Below are 25,109 nucleotides of genomic sequence, written 5' to 3'. Positions count from 1 at the left end.
TCAGCGCTTGTAACCTGGGGTGATGAAGGGAAGGGTAGAGACGGTGACGGGCACACGTTTGCCGCGCAGGTCGACGAACAGGCGCGTACCGGTTTCAGAAAGGCTGGCGGCGACATAGCCCATCGCAACGGGGGCGTTCACCGTTGGGCCGAAGCCGCCCGAGGTGATACGGCCCACAGGTGCCGTGGAGGTCTGATCCAGATAGAGATCGCCGCCACGGATCGGGGCGCGGCCTTGCGGCGCGATGCCGACGCGGCGCCGCGAGGCGCCCTTTTCGAATTCGTGCAGGATCACCTCTGCCCCGGGGAAGCCGCCGGCACGGGCGCCGCCAGTGCGGCGAACCTTCTGCACCGCCCATTCCAGCGCAGCGGCAACCGGAGTGGTGCCGGTGTCGATGTCATTGCCGTAAAGGCAGAGGCCCGCTTCCAGCCGCAGGCTGTCGCGCGCGCCCAAGCCGATCGGGTGCACATCGGGGTTGGCCAGAAGGCTACGGACAAACTCCACCGCCTCGGCCTCGGGGACCGAGACCTCATAGCCATCCTCGCCCGAATAGCCCGAGCGCGAGACGATGCAGTCCACGCCCAAGATTGAGACGCTGCGCACATCCATGAAGGCCATCGCCGCCACTTCGGGGGCCAGCGCCACCAACGCGCTTTCCGCCGCCGGACCTTGCAGCGCGACCAGCGCGCGGTCGGTCAGTTCAATCACGTCACAGAGGTCGGACAGGTTGGCGCGCATATGGGCCACGTCCTGTTCCTTGCAGGCGGCGTTGACCACCACGAACAGATGATCGCCGCGATTGGCCACCATCAGGTCATCCAGGATGCCGCCCTGCGCGTCGGTGAATAGCGCATAGCGCTGGCGGCCGGGCTTCAGGCCCAGAATATCCACCGGCACCAGCCGCTCCAGCGCCAGTGCTGCTTCTTCAACCTTGCCGGACTTCGGGCGCAGGATCACCTGCCCCATGTGGGACACATCGAACAGCCCGGCCTTGGCGCGGGTATGCAGGTGTTCCTTCATCACGCCTTCGGGGAATTGCACCGGCATCTCATAGCCGGCAAAGCCCACCATCTTGCCGCCGAGTTCGATGTTCAGGGCCGTCAGCGGGGTTTTCTTCAAGGTCAGGGTATCATCCATTCTGTGTTTCCTTGGCGGAGGTCATGGCGTTGCGGGCGGCTTTCAGGAGCGCGAAGTCATCCCCGGCATGGAAAGACGACCGGGTCATCGGAGTGGCAGAGACGGCAAGGAAGCCCTTGGACCGGGCCATGTTCTCGATCCGGCGAAACTCGTCCGGGGGCACGAAGCGATCCAGTTTGTGGTGCCGTGCGGTGGGCTGCAGGTACTGGCCCACGGTGATGAAATCGACACCCGCAGCGCGCATGTCGTCCATCACCTGGCGCAGTTCCTCGAAGGTTTCGCCAAGCCCGACCATCAGGCCGGATTTGGTGAAGATCGCGGGGTTGCTGCGCTTGGCGTCGTCCAGAAGCCGCAGCGACTGGTAATAGCGCGCGCCGGGCCGGACCGAGGGGTAAAGCCGCGGCACGCATTCCAGATTGTGGTTGAACACGTCGGGTGCCGCATCGACCACGATCTTCCAAGCCGGGCCCTTGTGCAGGAAATCGGGCACCAGCACTTCGATGGTGGTGTCGGGGTTCTGATGGCGAACGGCGCGGATGGTCTGGGCGAAATGTGCGGCACCACCATCCTCCAGATCATCGCGGTCCACGCTGGTGATGACTACATGGCGCAGGCCCAGCTTGGCGACGGCCTGAGCCACCCGGCCCGGCTCGAAGGCGTCCAGTGCATCGGGGCGGCCGGTGGCAACGTTGCAGAACGAACAGCCGCGCGTGCAGGTTTCGCCCATGATCATCATTGTGGCATGGCGCTGCGACCAGCATTCGCCGCGGTTCGGGCAGGCGGCTTCCTCGCAGACGGTGGACAGCGCGTTATCCTTCAGGATGCGACGAGTCTGGCCGTATTCCGGGCTTTCCGCCCGCGACACCCGGATCCAGTCGGGCTTACGCGGGGTTTCGGACACCGCACGGCGGGTCTTTTCCGGGTGGCGCGGCTTTTCGACAAAGTCCTTCATCGCATCCCCCCTCAGGCGTGCAGCGGTTTGCCAAGCGCGGCAAGACAGGCTTCCTTGACCGCCTCACCCATACCCGGATGGGCGTGCGACGTGGCGGCGATCTGCGCCAGTGTGGCCCCGGTGGACATGGCCAGCACCAGTTCCTGGATCAGTTCGCCCGCGTTGCGGCCCAGGATATGCGCGCCAAGGATGCGACCCGTGTCTGCACAGCCCAGCACCTTGACGAGGCCATCGGTCGCCCCCATCGCGCGGGCTCGGCCGTTGGCGATGAACTGGAACTTGCCGACAACATGGGCGCGACCGGCCTGCTGCAGCGCTTCTTCGGTGGCGCCAAGGCTGGCGATCTCGGGCGCAGTGTAGACAACGCCGGGGACCAGGGAATAGTCCGCGGCGCCATGCGCGTGCCCTGCCAGCGCCTCGACCGCCGCAATGCCGTCTTCCTCAGCCTTGTGGGCCAGCATCGGGCCAGGAACCACATCGCCGATGGCCAGAATGCCCGGCACGGCGGTGCGGAACTGCCCGTCCACCGGGATGAAGCCGCGCGCATCCAGCGTGATACCCAACGCCTCAAGCCCAAGCCCGGCAGTGCGCGGGCGGCGGCCGATGGCGACCAGTACGGCATCTGCCTCGAGCGTTTCTTCAGTGCCCTTGTCGCGGCGTTCCAGCGTGATGCTGGCCTTGCCATTGGCTTGGGTGACAGACATCACCTTGCGGCCCAGCTGGAACGCCAGCCCCTGACGCTGCAGCAGGCGTTGTGCGGTCTTGGCAATCTCGCCGTCCGCCCCGGGCAGGATGCGGTCAAGGTATTCCACCACCGTCACCTTGGCCCCCAGCCGCGCCCAGACCTGGCCCAGCTCCAGCCCGATCACGCCGGCGCCGATCACCACCAGATGCTCGGGCACCTTCGGCAGCGCCAGCGCGCCGGTCGAGGACAGCACCACGCTTTCATCCACCGTCACCCTCGGCAACCCGGCCGGGTCCGACCCGGTGGCGATCAGGATGGCCTTGGCGGCGACGGTTTCCTCGCCTACCAGCACCCGGCCCAGGGCCGGAATGCTGCCGCGCCCGTTCAGCCATTCAACGTCGTTCTTTTTGAACAGATGCGCGATGCCCTTGGTCAGGTCGCCCACCACCTTGTCCTTGCGCGCCATCATAGCTGACAGGTCAAACGAGGCTTCCCCAGACGTGATCCCGTGCGCCGACAGGTGCTTCAGCTCGGCCCAATGTTCGGAGGAGGACAGAAGCGCCTTCGACGGGATGCAACCGACGTTCAGGCAAGTGCCGCCCAGCGTGTCACGTTCCTCGACGCAGGCCACCGTCAGGCCCAGTTGTGCGGCGCGGATGGCGGCGACATAGCCGCCGGGGCCCGCGCCGATCACGACAAGATCGAACTCACGCATGGTCGGCCCCATAGATCGGGAAGCGACGGCACAGGTCCTGCACCTTGGCGCGGACCGCGGCCTCGACAGCCGCGTCGCCCTCGGGGTTGTGGCGCAGCGCGTCCAGCACATCTCCGATCAGCCCGCCGATTTCGCGGAACTCGGCCACACTGAAGCCCCGGCTGCAACCCGCCGCCGTTCCCAGCCGGATGCCGGAGGTGACGGTCGGCTTTTCCGGATCGTTTGGAACACCGTTCTTGTTGCAGGTGATATTGGCCCGCTCCAGCGCTTCGGCAGCGGCATTGCCCTTCACGCCCAAGGGGCGCAGGTCGACCAGCATCAGGTGGTTGTCGGTGCCGCCCGAGACGATGGCCGCGCCGCGCTTGACCAGCACCTCGGCCAGCGTCGCAGAAGATGCGACGACATTGCCGATGTAGTCCTTGAACGACGGTTGCAACGCTTCCTGGAAGGCAACGGCCTTGGCCGCGATGACATGCATCAGCGGACCGCCCTGCAATCCGGGGAAGACGGCCGAGTTGATCTTCTTCGCCAAAGCTTCGTCATTGGTCAGGATGATGCCGCCTCGTGGACCGCGCAGCGTCTTGTGCGTGGTCGAGGTGACGATATGTGCATGCGGCATCGGGCTGGGGTGGTGACCGGTTGCCACCAGCCCGGCGATATGGGCCATGTCCACCAGAAGCCAGGCACCCACCTTGTCCGCAATCGCGCGGAAGCGGGCAAAATCGATGACCCGCGAATAGGCCGACGCACCGGCGATGATCAGCTTGGGTTTCTCGGCCAGGGCAAGTTCCTCGACCCGGTCATAGTCGATCCTGCCGTCGGCGCCGAGGCCGTAGGCCACCGCGCGGAACCACTTGCCCGACATCGCAGGCTTGGCGCCATGGGTCAGGTGGCCGCCAGCGTCCAGCGACATGCCCAGAATGGTGTCACCGGGGCTCAGAAGCGCCAGCTTGACCGCGCCGTTCGCTTGTGCGCCGGAATGGGGCTGCACGTTGGCGTATTCCGCGCCGAACAGCGCCTTGAGCCGGTCGATGGCCAGTTGTTCGACCACATCGACATGCACGCAGCCGCCGTAATAGCGTTTGCCGGGATAGCCTTCGGCATATTTGTTGGTCAGGACAGAGCCCTGCGCCTGCATCACGCGCAGGCTGGCGTGGTTTTCCGAGGCGATCAGCTCGATCTGGGTTTCCTGCCGCGCCCGCTCGGCTTCAAGAGCAGCCCAGAGGGTGGGGTCGAACGTGGCAATATCGTCTTGTGCGTCGCGCATGGGGGGGTCCTGTTCAAAAAGCAATCAGCATCAAACGTGGGTCGCGAAGCCCGCGTCCCACAGGGCTTGCTATTGGTCAGCCGCCAGTTCTTGCCGCGATGACGGTCGCATCTTCGGCGAGTTCGCTCTGGAAGGCATTGTACTGCTTGATGTGTCGCGGTTGCTTGCGGATGGTCATCCATGCAATCCCAAGCGCCACGAACCATACGGGCGTGACCATCAGGGCTTCCAGGGTGTCAGGCCGCTGGGTCAGCGCCCAAAGTAGGAAACCGAAGAAGGCGAGCACGGCCCAGCACATCGGCACACCACCTGGCATCTTGAATTTCGATGCCGCATGCAGTTCAGGCCGGTTCTTGCGATAGGCCATGTAGCTGAACAGGATCATCGCCCAGACGAACATGAAGAGCAGCGCCGAGATCGTCGTCACCAGAGTAAAGGCCGCTAGAACGGATTCGCCGGAGAAGAGCAGGACCAGCGACGACAGCAGGAACATGCAGGAAAACAGAAGCGCGTTCACCGGCACATGCCGCTTGCTCAGCTTGGCAAAGGCCGCCGGGGCATCGCCTTCCTGCGCCAGACCGAAGACCATGCGCGAGGTGGAGTAGATGCCGGAGTTTGCCGAAGACGTGGCCGACGTGAGCACGACGAAGTTCACGACCGAAGCCGCAACCCCCAGCCCCGCCAGCGAGAACATTGCGACAAAGGGGCTTTGTCCAGCGACCATTTCGCGCCAGGGCGTCACCATCATGATGGCGATCAGGGCACCGACGTAGAACAGCATTACGCGGATCGGAATGGCGCGGATGGCACGGGGCAGCGTCGTCTCGGGATCGCGCGCCTCGGCGGCGGTGGTGCCCACAAGTTCGATGCCGACAAAGGCGAACACCGCGATCTGGAAGCCGGCAACGAAGCCCATGAAGCCCGTCGGGAACATGCCGCCATCATTCCAGAGGTTCGACACGGCCGCGACCGAACCGTTCGGCGCCACGAAGCCGCGCACTACCATCACCAGGCCGGTCACGATGAGTGCCGCGATGGCGATGATCTTGATGATCGCGAACCAGAACTCCAGTTCGCCGAAGGACTTCACGGAAGGCAAGTTCAACACGAGCAAAAGCCCGATGGTCAGCAATGCCGGGATCCACAGGGCAAGGGCGGGCCACCAGAACGAGATGTATCCCGTGATCGCCACGATGTCGGCGACCCCGGTCACGATCCAGCACAACCAATAGGTCCAGCCAACCATGAATCCGGCCCAGGGTCCGATAAGGTCGGCTGCGAAATCAGCAAAGGACTTGTAGTGCAGGTTCGAAAGAAGGATCTCGCCCATCGCGCGCATCATGAAATACAGGAAGAACCCGATGATGGCATAGACAAAGATCACCGACGGACCGGCAAGCGAAATGGTCTTGCCCGACCCCATGAACAAACCGGTTCCGATGGCACCGCCGATCGATATCAGCTGGATGTGACGGTTGGTCAGATTGCGCTCAAGATGGGTGCTATCTGCAGTGGGCGGGGCGGGATTCCGCGTCTTACTTGTTGTCGTCATCTTCAGACCTTCTCCTCTTCAATCCAAATTTCCCCTGTCCCCGACATGCAAATGCTTGCCGAACCACACAGGGCTCGCACCAAGGTGTATGTTGGGTTTGTGGCCGTCCTCCTCGACGATCCGCTTGCCGCTTGCGGTGGTTGTCATGGGACGTGCAGTTCGGCGTCATGGGGCCGGAACCATCGGTCGAATGAGAGCCTGAGTCGCAAGATTGGGGCGGACACACGCTCTATAGACCTTTATTGACTTTTGAGAATTTCATCTTTCTAATCGTAGATTGAGTTTGGCTAACACTAGGTCTGCCATGCAAAACGTCCCGATGGAGCTGCTGCGCACCTTTATCAAGGCCATCGACAGCGGCAGCTTCACTCGCGCCGGCGAGCTTGTCGGCCGCACCCCCTCGGCCATCAGTCTTCAAATTAAGCGGCTAGAAGAAATCGCAGATGCGACGCTTTTTCAAAGGGATGCCCACAAGTTGCAACTGACTGCAGACGGCAGGACCGTTGCTCAGTTTGCTCGGCGCATTCTTGCCCTCAACGACGAACTTCTGTCCAACCTGCGACAGCCTTCGGTCACGGGCCGGGTGCGTTTGGGGGCACCGCACGAATACACGGCCTCGCTCCTGCCGGAGTTCCTGGGCAAGTTCGCACAGGCACATCCGAACGTCATGCTTGAGGTGACAAGTGACCTCAGCAAGAATCTGCTGCGCCGCCAGCAGGCTGGCGAGTTTGATCTGGTCATCGCACTTCACGAGGATTCGGTTTCTGCTGGCGGTCGCCTCGTCTACACAGAGCCGCTCGTCTGGGTGGGAAGCATGGATCATGCAAGCCATCTGCAGACGCCCCTGCCGCTAGTCCTGGCCCCCCCGCCCTGCATCTATCGAAACCGCATCCTGCAAAGCCTTAACCAGGCTCAACGGGCATGCCGGATCGTCTATCTTAGCTCCAGCTATAACGGCATTTCCGCGGCTGTACGGGCCGGTATCGGCATAACCGTCATGGCGGGCAGCGCGATCCCACCCGACAGCAAGATCTTCTCCGAACGGGACGGCTTGCCCAATTTGGGCGAACTGGAACTACGGTTGCACCGGGCACCGGGAAGCAATTCCGAAGCACTGCAGAGGCTCGAAGAATACATCGCCGGCAGCTTTGCAAATTCGGTTCCCGTGCGAACCTCTGGTCTTGGAAGTGACTGAGCCGGTACTGTCATGTGTGGACGGCTCCGTTGGTGCAAGGATTGATTTGAGCGTCTGTTGATCTTGCGGGGGTGCGGTCATGTGTCCGGCCGGTCCTGTCAGAGCAATTGGCCTTGAGACGGGGTAGCGACCTCCCTAGCCGCCTTTGCTGCGGACCTTCTGCACCATTCCCTGAATATGCAATCACAGGGCTTCTGCTACCGTCCCAGCGAGCGAACTGCGTTGGGTGACACTCTGGTGAGCTCTGTTTCCTTCGATAAGCTCGTGCCCTGGTGGCGAGCTATGGGGCTGATTGAGGTCACGGGCTCGATTCAGGTCAAAGAGACGTTTGAAGGAGAGACCTTAGACATCAGCTTCTACGCAAAAGCGCGAAGGTTTCGTCCCACCACCGATCTGATCAAGTTAGCGGCCAGCTATGGCATTGTGCCTGAGACGATAAAAAGGAACTTCCGTCGCGAATATGGCAAGACTCCACCCGTCACTGTCCGCGATGAGAGGTACGACACTGCCGGGAAGCGGCTTCGCCCAAGGAGGATACCGAACTCGACCCTGAAGCGGTTTCCAAGCTATCAGGAGGAGCAGGCCAGGATCGGGACGCTGAACGACATTCTCCTGTCCTCTGGGTTCGATCTTGAGGAGACCCCACGGCAATGTCAGAGCAAATTCCTTGAGCAGGGTGGGGCCGTCGCCTAGCCTCGTGTGATGATCCAGCGCTCCCCCTTCCGGTACTTCAAGACGAGCCCCGAAGTGATCCGCCTGACGGTGATGCTCTATGTCCGCTACCCGCTCTCGCTGCGCAACGTCGAGGATCTCCTGCATGAGCGCGGTATCGAGATCAGCCATGAGACCGTGCGGTTCTGGTGGAACAGATTTGGTCCGATGTTCGCCGCCGAGATTCGCCGTAAGCGGGCGGATCGAATGCGGTCCCTTCCTCATTGGCGGTGGCACTTGGACGAGGTTTTCGTGAAGATCAACGGCGTCACCCATTACCTCTGGCGGGCAGTCGATCACGAAGGCGAAGTCCTGGAAGGATTCGTATCCAAGAGGCGAGATCGCAAGGCCGCACTGAAATTCCTCAGGAAAACCATAAGGCGGCATGGTCGCCCGAATGTTTTCGTCACTGACAAGCTCAGGTCCTACGGCGCGGCGCTGAAGGACCTGGGACTGCCAGACGATCGCGAGACCGGTCGCTGGCTCAATAATCGCGCGGAAAATTCACATCAGCCTTTTCGACGACGGGAACGTGCCATGCTCCGCTTTCGCCGGATGCGATCGCTCCAGAAGTTCGTCGCGGTCCATTCCTCAATCCACAACCACTTCAACGGAGAGCGCGCCCTCACCAGCCGGGACAGTTTCAAGGCCAATCGTGCCGCCGCGCTTGCCGAGTGGCGCGGCCTTCTCGTGGCCTGATACCCGCGCTGGGTAGGGCAAATAGAGACTGGTTCGCATTCGTCTGACACCACCCGATCATCGCATTGCCGCTCGCGGGTCATTTGTTTGACCTGTCCGCCCGCGAGTATCTGGTGGCAGCCGGGTTTGGGCTGGTTCCGATGACACTCGGCATGATGCTCTACGTCATTGGTTCTGCCTTGATCCCGGCGACGCTCTCGGCATTGATCGGAACCATGGAGGCGCCGATGGGAGCGCTTTGGGCTTGGATCGGGGTCGGCGAAGTTCCGGCCGCAACGACCCTGATCGGCGGGGCGATCGTTATGGCCGGAGTCTTCGGCCGGGTGCTCTACGACCTGCGCGAAGAACGTTTTAGGATGATGTCTGAGGGCGTTCAGACCCCAAATGCCTGATTGGGCGGATTGAGCCATGAAACGGACCCTGCTGCACAAATCGGCTGAGGGTCTGAGCTCCCCTTTCCCGAGACAGACTCATCCCACGGCTTCCGTGACGGGGATGCCGAGCGTGGTGAAGCGGTTGAGCACGGCGACACGGACCTGGAACTCTGCGACCTGACGGTCGAAATCCCGTGCGCTCAGGCGTTGGCCCAGCTGTTTGACACAGTGCATATTGATCTCAGCACGGGTTCGGCGGTGATAGCCGCTCCATCGTCGCCAGATGGTCCGCCCGACGCGCTTTGATGTGCGCAGGACGTCGTTGCGGGCGATGGTCCCGGCGGTATCGGGTTTCCACGGTCGGGACTGCCTTCATCGGCCGCGTTACGTAAGTCTGCATCAAAGCATTTTCGTTTGCAGCAAAACGCGCCCAGCAATTACCCTGACTTCATCTTTGGCCTAGGCGAGGACGTTCCAACCATGCAGTCACCTCAGGACTCTCAAGAAGTCGTATCACCAGTACTTGATTGGACCAGGCAGCAAGTACGACGCGAGATTCTTGGCGATGGCGGGCAGCAGGCAGAAGTCAGATTAGAGGTCGAGTTCCAGCTCTATTCCTGGCGTCAAAAGCTCGGGGATCCCGCCAAGAAGTTTCTTCTTGTGTCGCTGCAGGGCTCAACGGCCAATCCTTTAGCGAGTGGCGGGCTAATGTGGAACAGGGACGACCGGCGAGGATGGTACAACCACGGTGTCATCATCGAGATGGAGTGGGAGAAGGCAACCGAGGATGAGGTCTGGATCAAAGCGACGGGCCCTGACACGACGGCGCAGCAGGGCGCTTCTTCCGTCACATCTTCAATTGACTTCAATATCGGTGCGGGCACTTTCGGCGGCACACCCACGACAAACGCATCTGTCGGGGGCAGCATCAGTAACAGCTGGACTGTGAGCCTAGAAGATTTCGCGGTCAGAAATCTCACTGCTAACAACAAAGTTAAGCATGTCTACAAGCTCCACGCTTCGAAGGGTGGGCCATATGAGGAGCCCGAGGATCTTGTGGATCGGTCAGCAAGTGGTGCGTTCAGTGGTGTCTTCGACGGCAAGGCGCCCGGCGCGCTCTTCAAGTTGCCGGATCGCGCGATCAGCAGCATGGATCTGGCGTCTCAGGTCCTGTTCGAGACGCGAACCGGCTTCGCCGGGAAACGGCGCCTGTTCGTCACCATGGAGCTTCAATGCTGCTGGGTAGAAAAGACCTACCGGTTCGTTGATTTCCACGTCGAGAAGCAGTTCCAGAGTGTACCCGCCATCGTGGATGCGGATATAGATTTCGGCTCGGTCGACTGAGACAGTTGGCTTGGTCGCAGGCTTGGAGCGCGCTTGCTCACCATGCAAACAAATCCTGGAGGTACGGCTCTTGGGCAGTCTGAATAGTTTCCCCTTCGTGTCGAACCAGGCAAAGTACCTGTTTTCAGCATATCCCGCGCTTGGCTCACTCGACGGCTTGCCGTTGTCCGGTCTAACAACTCAAACAATGAAGTCACGACTTGATTATGCATTGAGTCAACTCAAGCAGCGCCTGTCGGCGCCTGGAAGATCGGCGGATTGGGTGGATGCCGCTTTCGCCGGCGCCCTCAACAGCTCCGATATGCTGGCTTCAGCGAAAACGCAGGACATTAAGGAAAAAGCTGCGCAGTTGCTGCTCAAGGCTCTGAAGGATGGCGTGGCACAAATCGGGTCCAATAATGTCAAGACCTCCGACTGGGAAGATTTGCGACAACTGCTGGACGCGATCCGCCTTTCGGTTGTGCATAACCTGGAAGTCGAGTCGGCAGTTCCGGAAGCGCGCAATTTTAGTCAATCTCTTTGGGCGCTTGCGCGCGTGACCAGTTCCAAGGACTTGATGACCGTCCCAGACATGAAAAGTGAATGGGACAAGGCGATGGACGAAGCGGGTGTCGATCGTCGTGACCCCAATGCTGAGGTTGCGATCATTGCAAGAAAGGTGGCCACCGACATCTCTTCGGTCGAATACGGCCTGACGAAATTAGAAGGCAATGCTCAACAGGTATTTCACCTCTCCGAAGCGATCACTGCACTTGTCGCGCGGGGCAACGCGCTCCGCGCAACCGATTCAGCCTTGCTCGCGGTCTTGGGACCAAGACTTGACGCAATCCTTGCAACTGCCTACGCACGTGCCTCAAAGGTTTACACAGCTCGCGCAAAACAGCCTACTCAGAAACCCCCATCGGGAAACATCACGATCGGAATTCGACCGGCCTCGCCGCGCCGTCTGGACGACTGGGATGATTGGAGTCTGATCGATCCAGACAAGCCAGACGTCATGAAACCGGCAGAGACTGAGCACCCTTCTACAGGCGAAACGGGAGTTGAGAAGTAGAAGCGAGATAGTTCAATTCGCACGGTTCACACTGAGATCTGTCTGGACTCAGTCTGAGATTGGAACTGCGGGTCAGGAACGGGAGCACGCCCAGCTGCCTTAGGAAAACTACAAGGCAGCCCGCACCGCCGCTCTAGTTGTGTGGCGCAATCTCATTGCTCCCTGATATCAGGCTCACTCCGCGCTATTGAGACGAGTTCGCATTTGTCTGATAGCGCCCATCGTCGCCCTCGCCACATCGACCTAGCCGTTGTAGCGTCATTGTGGCGATGCCGTGGGAGGACGGTATGGGCGACCGAGAACACGTTACTGAAATCGAGCGTGCGTTGCGCGGCCAGATCACTGGGCGGGATGCGATCGTCACCGACAGTTGGCGGCGCTGCGTCGAGGCATATGGCATGGACCCGTCACGCCCAGATCCGGCGCATATCGTGACCGAGGCCAAACTTCGGGAGCATCGGGAGCAGGCTGAACGCCTGATCGCAACGGCCCGGTCTGGTTTGCAGGCCCTGTTCCGGCAAGTCGCTGGGCAGAACTATGTGCTCCTGCTCGCCGATGCGCAGGGTGTCTGTGTCGACTTTTTCGGCGATCCGCGTTTCGAGGATGAATTGCGGCAGGCCGGCCTTTATCTGGGGTCGGACTGGACGGAAAATCTAGCGGGGACCTGTGGCGTTGGGTCCTGCATCGTGACCGGCGAGGCAATCACCATTCACCAGTCCGACCATTTCGGGCTTGCCCATACACCCCTGTCCTGTACCTCGGCGCCGATCTACGACACGCAAGGGCAACTCACTGCAGTGCTCGATATCTCTCTCTTGCGTTCACCTTCGCCCAAGGCCTCGCAGAACCTGGCAATGAGTCTCGTCACCGCCTCTGCAAGGCGAGTCGAAATGGCAAACCTGATGGCGATGACACGACGCGACTGGGTGTTGAGGATGTCATCATCCCCCGAATTTCTGGAGGTTGATCCCGAAGCAGCCGTGGCCCTCGACGCGACGGGCAACATCATCGGAACGACGCGCGCCGCAGTTCGGGCGCTTCTGCCCAATGGCCAAGGCCAACTGGTCGGGCGACGCCTTGACGAAGTGCTCGACCTGTCGATGGACGATCTTCCCAATCTCATGCGGGGGCAACCCACTGAAGATCGAGTGGTTCATCTCAGGGATGGAAGAAAGCTGTTTGGCCATGCGATTGCCCCGCAGACCCGACCTGTGTTGTCGCGGGCGGGGATCAATGATCTGCCCGCCCCGCTCGCAGGTCTCGCGGGGCCGGATCCGGTGCTTCACCTCCTCCTCGCGCAAGTTGCCCGTTTGGCCACGACCTCCGTGCCGATGATTCTGATCGGGGAAACCGGCACGGGGAAACTGCGTCTAGCGCGCGCCATCCATGTTTGCGGTCCGCAAGGGCGACCTTTCCATGCCATGCGCTGCGCGACGATGACATCGATGGACATCCTGACGACGATTTCGTCTGGCACACTGTTCCTGCGTGGCATTGAGGATCTTGGACCTGACGTCCAGGCCGCCCTTCTCGACCTTCTCGACAGGCGCTCCGACTTGCGCGTGATTTCGTCCAGCCGCCGAACACTCTCGGCGCTTTCCGCAGTGATCCGTGATGACCTGCTTTATCGCCTCGTGGGAACGACAGTCGAGCTTCCGCCCCTGCGGTTCAGGGCCGACTTCGGATGGCTGCTGGATCGCCTGATGCGGCCGCACCCCGAACATACATTGACGCCCGCCGCCCGCGCCGAACTCCAGGCGCGCGCGTGGCCCGGCAACATCCGTGAACTCGAGCGCACGCTCGACGTGGCGACAGCCTTGGCCGAGACCTCGGTGATTGACCTTGTGGATCTCCCGCCGCCAGGCATCCAAGCCAAAACGCAGAATAACCCAGATGAGCAGCTAGAGGCGGTTCTGGCAGCAGCGGGCTGGAACATGGCCCAGGCGGCGCGCCGGCTTGGCCTCAACCGCTCGACCATACTGCGGCGGGTCCGAAAGGCGGGATTGTTGCCGCCGCGGTGAATCCTGCGTTGCGTAACGGTTGCGTGCGCAACGTAGCGCTGCGGCCGCTGCGATTTTCGACCGGCCTCTATCTCAAGGGCGTATCTCCGTGATCCCCTCTCTGACAGCCTCGTCGTGAACGGGATCCAGGGAGGAAGACGATGCTCGATTCAACGATATCCGATCAGACACAGGCCATTCTCGACGAGTTTGGCGCAGCACTTGAACGCGGCGACATCGCCGCGGCCAAGGCAATGTTCCTTGACGACAGCTACTGGCGCGACCTCGTTACCTTCACCTGGAACATCAAGACGGTGGAGGGGCCGGGGGGCGTCGGGGACATGCTGGAGCACCAGCTTGCCACCACGAAGCCACGCAACTGGCGGATCGCGGAAGGTGAGGTGCCGACCGAAGATGGTGGCGTCGCGACCACCTGGATCAGCTTCGAGACCGACGTGGCACGGGGCTACGGGCTGATCCGCCTGAAGGAGGGCAAGATCTGGACCCTCCTGACAACGATGGCCGAGCTGAAGGGCCATGAGGAAAAGAAAGGCTTCGCCCGGCCGCTTGGCGCGAAGCATGGCGCCGGCAAGAACCGACCGACCTGGAAGGAGGAACGCGAAACCGAGGCGGCGGAGCTTGGCTACAAGGTACAGCCCTACTGCGTCATCATCGGCGGCGGGCAAGGCGGCATCGCGCTTGGCGCACGGCTGCGCCAGCTTGGCGTGCCGACCATCATCATCGAGAAAAACGACCGCCCCGGCGACAGCTGGCGCAAACGCTACAAGTCGCTCTGCCTGCACGACCCGGTCTGGTACGACCATCTGCCCTACATCAAGTTTCCCGAGAACTGGCCGGTCTTTGCGCCCAAGGACAAGATCGGCGACTGGCTCGAGATGTATACCAAGGTAATGGAGCTGAACTACTGGGCGAAAACCACCGCCAAGTCCGCGACTTATGACGAGAAGACCAAGGAATGGACCGTCGTCGTGGACCGCGACGGTGAGGAGGTGGTGCTGAAGCCCCGTCAGCTGGTCATGGCGACGGGCATGTCGGGAAAGAAGCGGATGCCGAACTTCCCGGGCATGAACAAGTTCAAGGGCGTGCAGCAGCATTCCTCGGAACATGACGGCCCGGACAAGTGGGCGGGCAAGAAGGTTGTTGTCATCGGATCGAACAACTCGGCGCACGACATTTGCGCCGCGCTGTGGGAGCACGATGCCGACGTTACCATGGTGCAGCGGTCCTCCACCCATATCGTAAAATCGGACACGCTGATGGAGGTGGGGTTGGGCGCGCTTTATTCGGAAGAAGCCGTGCGCAACGGCGTCACGACCGAGAAGGCGGACCTGATCTTCGCGTCGCTGCCGTATCGCATCCTGCACCAGTTCCAGATCCCGGCCTATGCCGAGATGAAGAAGCGCGACGCCGCGTTCTACGATGGGCTCGAGAAGGCCGGCTTCTGGCTCGACTGGGGCGATGACGGGTCGGGGCTGTTCATGAAGTATCTGCGGCGCGGCTCGGGCTACTACATCGACGTGGGCGCCAGCCAACTCATTATCGACGGTCAGATCAAGCTCAAGCGTGGCCAGGTGGCGAGCCTGGACGAGACGGGTGTCAATCTTGACGATGGCACGCATCTTGACGCCGATCTGGTGGTCTATGCGACCGGCTACAACTCAATGAACGGCTGGGTCGCTGATCTCATGGGGCAGGAAACGGCCGACAAGCTGGGAAAATGCTGGGGGCTTGGCTCGGATACCACGAAGGATCCCGGTCCGTGGGAAGGCGAACAGCGCAACATGTGGAAACCCACGCAAGTCGAGGCGCTGTGGATGCATGGCGGCAACCTGCACCAGTCGCGCCACTACTCGCAGTTCCTCGCCCTCCAGATCAAGGCCCGGATGGAAGGAATTCCAACGCAGGTCTACGGGTTGCAGCAAGTCTATCACCTCAGTTGAACCAGACTGCGGCCCGCTACAGCAGCAGCGGGCCGCCGCTGTCGGAGCAGTGTCGGACGAACGTCACTTGAGACAAGCCAAGCCGTCCCATAGCCTGCTGGCATGTCCCAGTGATCCCCGTTCTGCTAGTCAAGATAAGCCCGGGATCATCTGCTTGGCGGTAATGTTGTACATTCGGTTCCCTCGGTCGCTCCCCAACATCAAGGATCTTCTGGATGAGCGTGGAATCGAGATCCGCCACGACACCTTGCGCTACTTGTCGAATAGGCTCGGGCCGATCCTCCCGGCTGCGAAGCAAGCTCGCACCAGCGCATACCTCGCCGATTGGATTAAAGTAGCCCCTGCATTGCTTACAGCATAGAATCACGACAATCATAATGATTTCAATTATTTATCCGATGGAGAAGGTTCGACGATAGACCCGCCCCCTCCGCCACCTGCCCTCGCGAAAGCGTTCTCCCGATCCGGCTGCGGCCGGATTATCCGTTGCACTCGGGGGTTATGCGGGAGCAGCTCAGCACTGACCCTTGCATCACGAGACCCCGAAGCGGTCTCTAAGAGCTGGTCTTCTCTGGACCTGACGACCGAGCCGATATGGTGAATGGGTCGTAAGTTATTGAATTTGGTGCGTTAAGCTCAGGGCCAGAAATTGCCCTCGATTTCAGTGGCATCTGCGCGAACGGGACCGTGAGCGAACTGAACTGTGACGTCCGGTCCGAGAGCGTGGCGCTGTCGGCAAAGGGCGGAAAGCGGACAGACGCAGTGCTGCACGGGTGGTGACGACTTAAGGGGATACAGACATTCGATCACGGCAGCGTAGAAACGGGTTGTCGCAACTTCACCCCTAAATAGCCGCTCGATGGAAGCAAAGCCTCTTTTCTTCGCCTGCCTCCGCCTGCAGGGTCGGTATCGGCGCGGGCAAAGGGAGGATGATCGTGAAGAAATACCAGCTACCTTCCCTCGACCTGTTCCACAGTTTTGAGGCGGTGGCACGCCATCGCAGCTTTACGCTGGCGGCAGGGGAATTGTGCCTGACGCAAAGCGCGGTCAGCCGGCAAATTCGGACGCTGGAGGAGTCGTTGGGCCTGCGGCTGTTCCACCGGCTGCATCGCGCCATCGAACTGACCCCTTCAGGGCAGAGACTGTTCGAGGCGGTAACACGCGGGATGGACGAAATCGGCACCTGCCTGACGGCGCTGGGTGCAGCGGCGCGCGCGCCGCAGATCACTGTCTCGGCTTCTGTCGCCTTTGCCTGGTTCTGGCTGATGCCCCGCCTGGAACACTTCGGCGCCCTGCAACCCGAGATCGACCTTCGCGTGCTGGCGACCGATCAGCCGATCACGCCGGGATCGGGCGAGGTCGACGTGGCGATCCTGTTCGGTGCGGGCCAGTGGGAGGGGCTGGAGGCCAGCCTGCTTTTTGGCGAGCGGGTCTATCCGGTTTGCAGCCCAGCCTATCTGCGCGACCATCCGGCGCTGCTGCGGCCCGAGGATCTGCTGGACCAGACGCTGTTGCATCTGGAATATGGCAAGTCCTCCTTCGGCGGCGTCGATTGGCGGTCATGGTTGCTGCGGCAGGGGGTCAATGGCCAGCCAGTGCGGCGGGGACTGCGTTTCAACGCCTATCCGCTGGTGTTGCAGGCGGCTGAGGGCGGACAAGGCGTGGCGCTTGGCTGGAGCTATGTCACTGATCCGATCCTGGCCGCGGGCCGGCTGGTCTGTCCGGTGGATCGGGTGCTGGAAACCCGGGATGGCTATTACCTATGCACATCCGACGAGGCTGGTGGCGCGCCGGGGATCAGGTCTTTTCTTGATTGGATCAAGGCAGAGGCCGCTGGTCACGACGGTTCTTGCATGATTTCCGGGAATGCGACCCATGCGAAATGATAGTTTGAGCGACACCGGAACCGGGTGCTAGCTGGAGCCAGTTCAACTCCGGGGCCCCGCCTTGACCCAACTTTCCCCACGCCGCACAGGCCGGCGCATCCGCGTCGAAGGCGCCCCGCCGCCCTCGACGGTACCGGCCGGTATGGTCGGCGGTCGCTACACGCCCCTGACCGATGCCGAAATCCTACAGATCCACGAGCTGGTCTTGCAGCTTCTGGCGGACCTTGGCCTGTCGCAGATCACCTCCGGCCTTGAGGCGCGGGCCGTGGCTGCGGGTTGCCGGGTGGATGAACATGGCCGCCTGCGCTTTCCCCGTGCGCTGGTCGAGGATGTAATCGCCCGCACCCGCCGCAAGTTCACTCTGCACGGCATCGACCCCTTGCATGATATCGAGATCGGAGGTCGGCGGGTCCATACCGGCACTGGGGGGGCCGCACCCACGATCATGGATTTCGAGACCGGCCGCTACCGCGAAAGTACGGTGGCAGATCTCTACGACATCGCGCGGCTGGTGGATCGACTGGACAACATCCACTGGTATCACCGCTCGATCGTGGCGCGCGATGCCAAAACCATCCTCGATCTGGACATGAACACCACCTACGCCTGCCTGTCGGGCACCACGAAATCCATCGCCGTCAGCTATACCGACGGTGCCTCGGTGCGCGCGGTGCAGCCCATGCTCGATGCTGTCGCCGGGGGCGAGGGGAAGCACCGCGAACGCCCGTTCTGCACCGCCGTCTGCTGCCACGTCGTGCCACCGATGCGATTTGCGACCGAAAGCTGCGACGCCCTGGAAGCCGCCGTTTTGGCCGGAATGCCGATCCTCTTGGTGTCGGCTGGCCAGGCCGGAGCGACGGCGCCCGCCGCGCTGGCCGGGGCGGTGGCGCAGGCCTGCGCCGAGGTGTTGGCGGGGCTGATCCTTTGCAACATCATCGATCCGGACTGTCGCGGCATCTTTGCCGCTTGGCCCTTCGTGTCCGACCTGCGCACGGGGGCGATGTCGGGCGGATCGGGCGAGCAGGCGCTTCTGTCAGCCGCCTGCGCACAGATGGCGAACTTCTACGATCTGCCGAACTCGGTCCCCGCTGGCATGACCGACAGCAAGCTGCCCGATGCGCAAAGCGGGGGCGAGAAGGGCTATACCGTGTCGCTTGCCGCACAGGCGGGCGCCACGATGATCCACGAATGCGCGGGGATGCAGGGCTCGCTGATGGGCACCACGTTCGAGGGCTATGTCATCGACAATGACCTGCTGGGCGCGATCCTGCGCACGGTGAAGGGGATCGAGGTCAGCGCCGATACGGTCAACTTCGAGGTGATCCGCGACACGGTGATGGGCGTCGGCCACTACCTTGGCCATGCCCAGACCTTTGCCCGGATGAAGACCGACTACGTCTATCCCGAAATCGCCGACCGCCGCAGCATCAGCGAATGGCAGGACGCCGGCGCGCGCGACGCGCGGGATGCGGCGCGCGACCGGGTGCGCAAGATCCTCGCTGACCATTACCCGCGCCACATTGGCGAGGATGTCGATACGGCGATCCGCGCCGGATACAACATCATTCTGCCGCGCGAACGGATGCGGGCCGGAAACGGCATCTGGTAAGGGGGACCGTCATGCAATCGCAGGCAAGGGTGGTGATCATCGGCGGCGGCATGATGGGGGTGGGTCTGGCCTACCATCTTGCCGAGGCTGGCTGGACGGACGTCCTGCTGATCGAGAAGGCCGAGTTGACCAGCGGTTCAACCTGGCATGCCGCAGGGCAGTGCCCGTCCTTCATCGGCAACTACAACATGGCCAAGATTCACCACTACGGCAACACGCTGTACCCCAGGCTGGAGGCGCTGACCGGTCATCCGACCGGCTGGCACGGCTGCGGCGGGATCCGCATCGCCACCACGCCAGAGGAGGTGGACTGGTTCCGTTACGTAGCCGGATTCGCCGCAAATGTGGGCTTCGAGATGGAGATCATCGGCCCCGACCGCATCCGACAATTGAACCCTTGGCTGAAGACCGATGGCATCCTTGCGGGTGCGCATACGACGCTGGATGGCCATGTGGACCCGGCCAGCGCCTGCAATTCCATGGCGGCGGGCGCGCGGGCGATGGGGGCGACCATCGTACGACGGAACCGCGTGACCGGGGTTACCCGCCTGTCCTCGGGCGAATTCCGGGTGGAAACGGAACAGGGCGTGGTCAAATGCGAACATGTGGTCAATGCTGCCGGCTGCTATGCGCGCGAGGTGGGCAAGTGGCTGGGCGTAGAGGTGCCGATCACCAACATGGAACACCAGTATCTGGTGACCGAACCTCTGGCTGAGTTCAAGGACAGCCCGGCGGAGTTGCCCGTCATGCGCGACCCAGCGACGGCGGGTTATTACCGGCAGGAACAGAAGGCGGGCCTGGTAGGCATCTATGAACACAACGGCGCACGCGAAGCCTGGGTGGGCCGGGGCGGCTGGCCGGAATGGTCGAGCGAGAATGAGCTCTTCGAAGGCGATCTCGACCGGATCGCCCCCTGGCTGGAAAAGGCGCTGGAGCGGATGCCAATCTTTGCAAATGCCGGGATCAAGCGCATAATCAACGGTGCCATACCGCACACACCCGACGGCAATCCTCTGGTTGGGCCGATGCCGGGGGTGCCAAACGCATGGCAGTGCTGCGGCTCCTCCATTGGCATCGCACAGGGTGCGGGGTGCGGCAAGTATCTGGCGCAGTGGATGATCCACGGTGACGCCGAGATCAACATGGGCAGCGTCGATCCCCGCCGCTTTGGCGCCTATGCCGATCAGGCCTACACCCGCGCCAAGAGCTTTGACGACTACGAACACATGTTCGAGACGCCGCTGCCGGGACGGGAGGTTCAGGCTGGGCGCCCGGCCCGGGTGACGCCGCTTTATGAGGTGCTGAAGGCTAAGGGCGCGGTGATGACCGAAGTGCACGGCTGGGAGCGTCCGAAGTATTTCGCCCCCGCGGGGTTCGCCGAGAAGCTGCAGTTCCGCCGCACCAACACATTCGACCTGGTCGCCTCCGAATGCAGCGCCGTGCGCGAACGGGTGGGCATCATGGACCTGTCGAGCTTTGCTAAGTTCGACGTGACCGGCCCGGGCGCCGAGGCGCTTCTGGACCGGCTCACCGCCAACCGCCTGCCAAAAAAGCAGGGGGGCATCGGGTTGACGCAGGTGCTGTCGGACAATGGCCGTATATTGGGCGAATGGACGATCACGCGCCTTGGGCCGGATCGCTTCTACGTCCTTACCGGCGCGGGCGCCGAGGAGCAGGCGCGCGACGATCTCGCCTTCTCTGCCGGGCCGGATGTCACGATCGACAACGTCACCGATGATTTCGGTATCCTGGTTGTGGCCGGTCCGAAATCACGCGAGGTGCTTGCCGGGCTGACCAATGCCGATCTGTCAAACGACGCCTTCCGCTGGCTTTCGGCACAGGAAATCACGTTGGCCGGTATTCCCGTCCGCGCCCTGCGAGTCACCTATGTGGGCGAACTGGGTTGGGAAATCCACGCCCCCATGGCAGACCTTGCCCGGCTTTACGCCACCATATGGACAGCCGGTCAGCCGCACGGAATCGTCGATTTCGGCGTTCAGGCGGTGAATTCGCTACGGATGGAGAAAGGCTATCGCGGGTACGGTTCAGAACTGACCAACGAGATCACCCTGATCGAAGCCGACTGCACCCGCTTTTACGCCCCCGACAAGGGCGATTTCCGAGGCCGCGACGCGACCGAGGCGGCAGCCGTCACCACAACGCTGGTTTACGGCGAAGTTGCCGCCACCGATTGCGACATCTGGGGCGGCGAGGCGGTGATGCAGGGGGATCGCGTGGTCGGAGTCTGCACCTCGGGCGGGTTCGGCCATGCAACGGGCAAAAGCCTGACTTTCGCCTATGTCACCCCCGGCGCCGACACGGACCTTGAGGTGGTCATCCTTGGCGAACGCCACGCCTTGACGCTACTTGATGCCCCCGCCTGGGATCCGATGAATGGACGGCAAAGGGCGTGACCCGCCCGTCGAGGAGAACGAGATGACCGATACAGCCCTAGGCCGGCTTGCGCCCCGTCCCGGCCAGCCGACCATGAAGGCTGTGGTGACGATGGGCAACGGCGGCTACGACCAACTGGTCTATTGCGATGTCGCACGCCCTGTCCCGGGGCCTGCCGACGTGCTGATCGAAGTGCGCGCCGCCGGCATGAACAATACCGAGATCAACACCCGGCTGGGGTGGTATTCCGCATCGGTCCGCGAGAGCACGGCAGACACCGCGCAGGCCGCCCCGACACAAAGGGCCGACGGCGGCTGGAATGCGGCGACGCCGTTTCCCTTCATCCAAGGCACCGATTGCTGCGGGATCGTGGTCGAGGTTGGTTCGGCCGCCGACCCCCGCCTTCTGGGCCAGCGCGTCCTTGTCCGCGCCTGCATGCGCCCTGACGGCTTTGCCTCGCCCGAGAACATCTGGATGGCGTCGGATTTCGACGGCGCCTTTGCCCAGTTCGTAAAGGTTCCAGAAACCGAAGCCTTCCCGGTAATCTGCGACTGGAGCGATGCCGAACTCGCAACCCTTCCCTGCGCCTATGGCACTGCGGAAAACATGATGCACCGGACGGGGGTTGGCCCCGGCACGCGCGTCTTGGTGGCCGGGGCCTCGGGCGGGGTCGGCTCTGCCGCCGTCCAACTATCCAAACGACGCGGCGCGCATGTCATTGGCATCACCACACCTGCAAAGATGGCGGATGTGCGCGCGGCCGGGGCGGACGAGGTGATCGATCGGGGCGCAAATCCGGTCGAGGCGTTGGGCAAGGATTCGGTGGATGTTGTGGTGGACAACGTCGCCGGGACCGGATTCGGCGCTATGCTGGATGTCCTTCGGCGCGGCGGAAAATATGTCTCATCCGGTGCGATAGGCGGGCCGGTCGTTGAGCTCGACATGCGGGTGTTCTACTTGAAGGACTTGACACTGATCGGCTGCACCGGCTGGGACGAGCCGGTGTTTCCCAACCTGATCACCTACATCGAGCGTGGCGAGATCCGCCCGCTTCTGGCCAGAACATTCCCGCTTGATGAGATTGCAGCCGCGCAGCAGGAATTCTTGAAGAAATCGCATGTCGGCAATTTCGTTCTGATACCGCCTCGGGCCTGAGGGGCGTATGGATCGGCGGTGCCTTCAGACAACCTCGGCTCTGCGTTCATATTGGCAATCACAAGGCCTCGCCCCGAAGCGAGGAATTCAACAAAAGCCACGTTGCTGAGCGTCTGCTGGCGGTGTCAGAAGAACTTCGGTTGAAGGCGGCCGGCCGGGCCGAAAGCCTGCCGCGATGCTCGGGCCCTCCCCCCTTCAGGTATTTCAAGACCGGGCCGGAGATCATCCGCCTGGCCGTGATGCTCTATGTCCGCTTCTGGGGGCTGAGGTTCGGGCCGATGTTCGCGGCAGAGACCCGGCGCAAGCGCGTCGACGGGATGCGGGGATGCCGCCACTGGCGCTGGCACCTGGACGAGATGTACGTGAAGATCAACGGCGAGATGCACTATCTCTGGCGGGCGGTCGATCATGAAGGCGAAGTGCTGGAGAGCCTCGTGACCAAGACGCGAGACCGCAATGCGGCCCTGAAATTCCTCAGGAAATCGCTGAAGCGGCATGGTAGGCCCGAGACCTTTGTGACGGACCGGCTTCGCGCCCACGGGGCGGCCCTGAAGGACCTCGGCCGCGGCGACAACCGGGACACGGGGAGATGGGCCAACAATCGCGCGGAGAACTCCCACCTGCCGTTCCGCCGACGCGAACGAGAAATGCAGCGGTTCCGGCGGATGCGAAGTCTGCAGATGTTCGCCTCCGTCCACGCCTCGGTTTGCAACCATTTCAACCAGGAGCGAGCGCTCTCAACCCGCGAGAACTACAAGGCCGCCCGCGCCGCCGCTCTCGCCGAGTGGCGTAATCTCTACGCCGCCTAAAAGACAGCGTCACTGCCCTTGTGGAGACGAGTTCGCATTGGTCTGACACCACCGCCACTCGCCCTCGCAAAGGCGTTCTTCCGATCCGGCTCCGGCCGGATTTTTTCGTTGTTTTCAAGGGTTATGCGGGAGGGGCTGAACACCACCCCTGGGCCGGGAGGCCAGAAAGCGGTCTCTCGGGGCTAATATTCTCCAGAACTCATGACTGCCCAAATTCGGTGCTTGGCTTGCAAACCAATGAAACGAAGGACTTTTTCTTCGGTGTATCCGAACACTTCGAGGTCAGGGGCATGTCAACCGACGGAACAGAAATCGAACTTTTGCCACGATGGGGTGGCCCTCCATCTAGGTCTCAAATGTCAGCAAAAGGCGGAGAGCCGTCGTTTGCTGTGACGGCCACGAAGGTCCGCTCTGCGGACAGAACGGACCCTTGGAAGGTGGTCCGTTTGCTGCGGCCTGAAGTCACCATAATGCTTGACGGGGGCCTGACCACCGGCCAGCGTCAACGAATGAAATGGCTCGATCACGAAAGCCTGGTCCGCTCAAGCATCCAACTCGCGTCAGACGGTCGTTGGGAGAATGCCGTTCCGATCGAGAGCACCGATCCCCTCGCGCTGCGTCGCTGGCTCGCGGACAGCCGGCCTGACGTCGCGATCGAAAGTGTCTATCGTAATGCGTCCGGCAACCTACAAGGTTTTTCGGCTTTCGACGTATTTTCGAGGATGCGGAAGAGCGGGCATCCTTATCGCCTGCGATCTGCCCGAGGCCAATGATCTGACCGTCGGGATAATGGCGCTCGTCGCCCAGGTCGAGCGGGAGGCGATCTCCCGGCGGACCAAGGAGGCGCTGGCGGCGGCCAAGGCGCGCGGAGTCAGGCTGGGGAACCCCAATGGAGCGGCGGCGCTCCGGCGGGCTGGCAAGGGCGGTGCGGCTCTGAGGGCGGCCGTCAGCGCCAACGCGGAGGCCTTCGCCGAGGACCTGGCGCCGGTGATCGCCGATATTCGCACGCAGGGGCATCAATCTCTCAGGGCGATTGCAGCGGAACTCGCGACGCGGGGGATCAGGACAAGGCGCGGAGGCAAGTGGCAAGTGTCGAACGTGAAGGACGTGCTGGGGAGGGTCGCACGGGTCTCAGGCTGACCGACCGGCCACTCCGTGCTCCACCGTGTCGAGGCCTTCAGACGAAGAGGAAGTCATCTGCCGTGACGGCGCTGGCCGCGACGCCGGCGAGGTGGATCGAGCCATGATCGCCGATTGCGAGCAGTGTCCCGCCGACCTCCGAAGTGACCTCGAGATCTGCTAACGACAGACCCAGCCCCCTGAGATCGATGATCTCGTGCCCGGAACCCTCATCTGCGACGAAGTCGGTGATGGTGTCATTGCCGAACGAAGCTGTGTCGAAGACAAAGCTGTCCTGCCCTGTGCCACCCACAAGAGTATCGTTGCCGGTTCCGCCCGACAGGCTGTCGTTGCCCGTGCCGCCCTTGAGCAGGTCGTTCCCTGCATCCCCAGTCATCGTGTCGTTCCCGGCACCGCCATCAAGCATATCGTGGCCCAAGCCGCCGCTCAGCCGGTTTGCACCGGAGTTGCCGGTTAGCGTGTCGTTGAAC

At 62.2% G+C, this 25,109-nt stretch carries 20 protein-coding genes and 2 pseudogenes; 15 read left to right on the top strand and 7 right to left on the bottom strand.

Annotated elements, in window-relative coordinates:
• From gcvT to cycA, 5 genes are all read right to left on the bottom strand, one after another.
• Complete coding sequence (gene gcvT / locus L0V05_RS16160; RefSeq protein WP_234872292.1) at nt 1-1,137, bottom strand: glycine cleavage system aminomethyltransferase GcvT; 1,137 nt, start codon at nt 1,135-1,137, stop codon at nt 1-3.
• Nucleotides 1,130-2,089, bottom strand: a complete 960-nt coding sequence (gene lipA, locus L0V05_RS16155; RefSeq protein ID WP_234872290.1) for a lipoyl synthase — start codon at nt 2,087-2,089, stop codon at nt 1,130-1,132. The genes gcvT and lipA overlap by 8 nt, the downstream gene beginning before the upstream one ends.
• An 11-nt stretch (nt 2,090-2,100) precedes the next feature.
• Nucleotides 2,101-3,489, bottom strand: a complete 1,389-nt coding sequence (lpdA, locus tag L0V05_RS16150) for a dihydrolipoyl dehydrogenase (RefSeq protein WP_234872288.1) — start codon at nt 3,487-3,489, stop codon at nt 2,101-2,103.
• The gene (gene glyA / locus L0V05_RS16145) at nt 3,482-4,756 is read right to left on the bottom strand and encodes a serine hydroxymethyltransferase (protein WP_234872286.1); all 1,275 of its coding nucleotides are present in this window, start codon (nt 4,754-4,756) and stop codon (nt 3,482-3,484) included. The genes lpdA and glyA overlap by 8 nt, the downstream gene beginning before the upstream one ends.
• 76 nt (nt 4,757-4,832) lie before the next feature.
• Nucleotides 4,833-6,308 carry a D-serine/D-alanine/glycine transporter gene (gene cycA, locus L0V05_RS16140; RefSeq protein ID WP_234872284.1) on the bottom strand — a complete coding sequence of 492 codons (1,476 nt, stop codon included), beginning with the start codon at nt 6,306-6,308 and terminating at the stop codon, nt 4,833-4,835.
• A gap of 319 nt (nt 6,309-6,627) precedes the next feature.
• On the opposite strand from cycA, the gene L0V05_RS16135 reads away from it, so the two are divergent.
• The 4 genes from L0V05_RS16135 (at nt 6,628) to L0V05_RS16120 (ending at nt 9,305) form a co-directional block, all read left to right on the top strand.
• Nucleotides 6,628-7,503 carry a LysR family transcriptional regulator gene (locus tag L0V05_RS16135; protein ID WP_234872282.1) on the top strand — a complete coding sequence of 292 codons (876 nt, stop codon included), beginning with the start codon at nt 6,628-6,630 and terminating at the stop codon, nt 7,501-7,503.
• A gap of 237 nt (nt 7,504-7,740) precedes the next feature.
• Nucleotides 7,741-8,196, top strand: coding sequence for a hypothetical protein (locus L0V05_RS16130; protein WP_234872280.1), 456 nt, complete (start codon nt 7,741-7,743; stop codon nt 8,194-8,196).
• A gap of 9 nt (nt 8,197-8,205) precedes the next feature.
• Nucleotides 8,206-8,913 (top strand): IS6 family transposase, encoded by a 708-nt coding sequence (locus L0V05_RS16125; RefSeq protein WP_234872278.1) that lies wholly within the window; start codon nt 8,206-8,208, stop codon nt 8,911-8,913.
• Nucleotides 8,914-8,996: 83 nt separating this feature from the next.
• Nucleotides 8,997-9,305 (top strand): DMT family transporter, encoded by a 309-nt coding sequence (locus tag L0V05_RS16120; RefSeq protein ID WP_234872276.1) that lies wholly within the window; start codon nt 8,997-8,999, stop codon nt 9,303-9,305.
• Nucleotides 9,306-9,383: 78 nt separating this feature from the next.
• On the opposite strand, the pseudogene L0V05_RS16115 reads toward L0V05_RS16120, so the two are convergent.
• Nucleotides 9,384-9,659, bottom strand: a pseudogene (locus L0V05_RS16115) (IS5/IS1182 family transposase); the annotation flags it as partial.
• A 108-nt stretch (nt 9,660-9,767) separates the two neighbouring features.
• On the opposite strand from L0V05_RS16115, the gene L0V05_RS16110 reads away from it, so the two are divergent.
• From L0V05_RS16110 to L0V05_RS16060, 11 genes and pseudogenes are all read left to right on the top strand, one after another.
• Entirely contained in the window at nt 9,768-10,631 is an 864-nt protein-coding gene (locus tag L0V05_RS16110; RefSeq protein ID WP_234872274.1) for a hypothetical protein, read from the top strand.
• A gap of 97 nt (nt 10,632-10,728) precedes the next feature.
• Nucleotides 10,729-11,685, top strand: coding sequence for a hypothetical protein (locus L0V05_RS16105; protein WP_234872272.1), 957 nt, complete (start codon nt 10,729-10,731; stop codon nt 11,683-11,685).
• 287 nt (nt 11,686-11,972) lie between these two features.
• Nucleotides 11,973-13,706 carry a sigma-54-dependent Fis family transcriptional regulator gene (locus L0V05_RS16100; RefSeq protein WP_234872270.1) on the top strand — a complete coding sequence of 578 codons (1,734 nt, stop codon included), beginning with the start codon at nt 11,973-11,975 and terminating at the stop codon, nt 13,704-13,706.
• A gap of 140 nt (nt 13,707-13,846) precedes the next feature.
• On the top strand, nt 13,847-15,646 hold the full coding sequence (locus L0V05_RS16095) for an NAD(P)/FAD-dependent oxidoreductase (protein WP_234872268.1): 1,800 nt from the start codon (nt 13,847-13,849) through the stop codon (nt 15,644-15,646).
• A 97-nt stretch (nt 15,647-15,743) separates the two neighbouring features.
• Nucleotides 15,744-15,935: pseudogene (locus tag L0V05_RS16090) on the top strand (IS6 family transposase); the annotation flags it as partial.
• Between the two features lie 646 nt (nt 15,936-16,581).
• Nucleotides 16,582-17,532 carry a LysR substrate-binding domain-containing protein gene (locus L0V05_RS16085; protein ID WP_234872266.1) on the top strand — a complete coding sequence of 317 codons (951 nt, stop codon included), beginning with the start codon at nt 16,582-16,584 and terminating at the stop codon, nt 17,530-17,532.
• A gap of 61 nt (nt 17,533-17,593) precedes the next feature.
• Nucleotides 17,594-19,141 (top strand): trimethylamine methyltransferase family protein, encoded by a 1,548-nt coding sequence (locus tag L0V05_RS16080; protein WP_234872265.1) that lies wholly within the window; start codon nt 17,594-17,596, stop codon nt 19,139-19,141.
• Nucleotides 19,142-19,152: 11 nt separating this feature from the next.
• Nucleotides 19,153-21,555: an FAD-dependent oxidoreductase gene (locus L0V05_RS16075; RefSeq protein ID WP_234872263.1), complete on the top strand. Its 2,403-nt coding sequence runs from the start codon at nt 19,153-19,155 to the stop codon at nt 21,553-21,555.
• Between the two features lie 22 nt (nt 21,556-21,577).
• Nucleotides 21,578-22,690: a zinc-binding dehydrogenase gene (locus L0V05_RS16070; RefSeq protein ID WP_234872261.1), complete on the top strand. Its 1,113-nt coding sequence runs from the start codon at nt 21,578-21,580 to the stop codon at nt 22,688-22,690.
• 221 nt (nt 22,691-22,911) lie between these two features.
• Nucleotides 22,912-23,499, top strand: a complete 588-nt coding sequence (locus L0V05_RS16065) for an IS6 family transposase (RefSeq protein WP_406565987.1) — start codon at nt 22,912-22,914, stop codon at nt 23,497-23,499.
• A 672-nt stretch (nt 23,500-24,171) separates the two neighbouring features.
• Entirely contained in the window at nt 24,172-24,639 is a 468-nt protein-coding gene (locus tag L0V05_RS16060) for a recombinase family protein (RefSeq protein ID WP_234872258.1), read from the top strand.
• A 37-nt stretch (nt 24,640-24,676) separates the two neighbouring features.
• On the opposite strand, the gene L0V05_RS16055 is transcribed toward L0V05_RS16060, so the two are convergent.
• On the bottom strand, nt 24,677-25,109 hold a 433-nt coding region (locus L0V05_RS16055), incomplete at its 5' end, for a calcium-binding protein (RefSeq protein WP_406565981.1).

It is taken from the genome of Alitabrizicola rongguiensis (assembly GCF_021491355.1).
Taxonomy (GTDB): Bacteria; Pseudomonadota; Alphaproteobacteria; order Rhodobacterales; family Rhodobacteraceae; genus Aliitabrizicola; species Aliitabrizicola rongguiensis.
The sequence above is the reverse complement of the archived record's forward strand: the minus strand, read 5'-3'. Positions and strand labels throughout refer to the sequence as shown.

Bases quoted from the DNA above. Each gene is read 5' to 3' on its own strand.
- L0V05_RS16100 (WP_234872270.1), top strand. From the start codon at position 11,973: ATGGGCGACCGAGAACACGTTACTGAAATCGAGCGTGCGTTGCGCGGC.
- L0V05_RS16110 (WP_234872274.1), top strand. From the start codon at position 9,768: ATGCAGTCACCTCAGGACTCTCAAGAAGTCGTATCACCAGTACTTGAT.
- L0V05_RS16135 (WP_234872282.1), top strand. From the start codon at position 6,628: ATGGAGCTGCTGCGCACCTTTATCAAGGCCATCGACAGCGGCAGCTTC.
- L0V05_RS16075 (WP_234872263.1), top strand. From the start codon at position 19,153: ATGCAATCGCAGGCAAGGGTGGTGATCATCGGCGGCGGCATGATGGGG.
- L0V05_RS16125 (WP_234872278.1), top strand. From the start codon at position 8,206: ATGATCCAGCGCTCCCCCTTCCGGTACTTCAAGACGAGCCCCGAAGTG.
- glyA (WP_234872286.1), bottom strand. From the start codon at position 4,756: ATGCGCGACGCACAAGACGATATTGCCACGTTCGACCCCACCCTCTGG.
- lipA (WP_234872290.1), bottom strand. From the start codon at position 2,089: ATGAAGGACTTTGTCGAAAAGCCGCGCCACCCGGAAAAGACCCGCCGT.
- L0V05_RS16070 (WP_234872261.1), top strand. From the start codon at position 21,578: ATGACCGATACAGCCCTAGGCCGGCTTGCGCCCCGTCCCGGCCAGCCG.
- L0V05_RS16095 (WP_234872268.1), top strand. From the start codon at position 13,847: ATGCTCGATTCAACGATATCCGATCAGACACAGGCCATTCTCGACGAG.
- gcvT (WP_234872292.1), bottom strand. From the start codon at position 1,137: ATGGATGATACCCTGACCTTGAAGAAAACCCCGCTGACGGCCCTGAAC.
- lpdA (WP_234872288.1), bottom strand. From the start codon at position 3,489: ATGCGTGAGTTCGATCTTGTCGTGATCGGCGCGGGCCCCGGCGGCTAT.
- cycA (WP_234872284.1), bottom strand. From the start codon at position 6,308: ATGACGACAACAAGTAAGACGCGGAATCCCGCCCCGCCCACTGCAGAT.
- L0V05_RS16060 (WP_234872258.1), top strand. From the start codon at position 24,172: ATGCGTCCGGCAACCTACAAGGTTTTTCGGCTTTCGACGTATTTTCGA.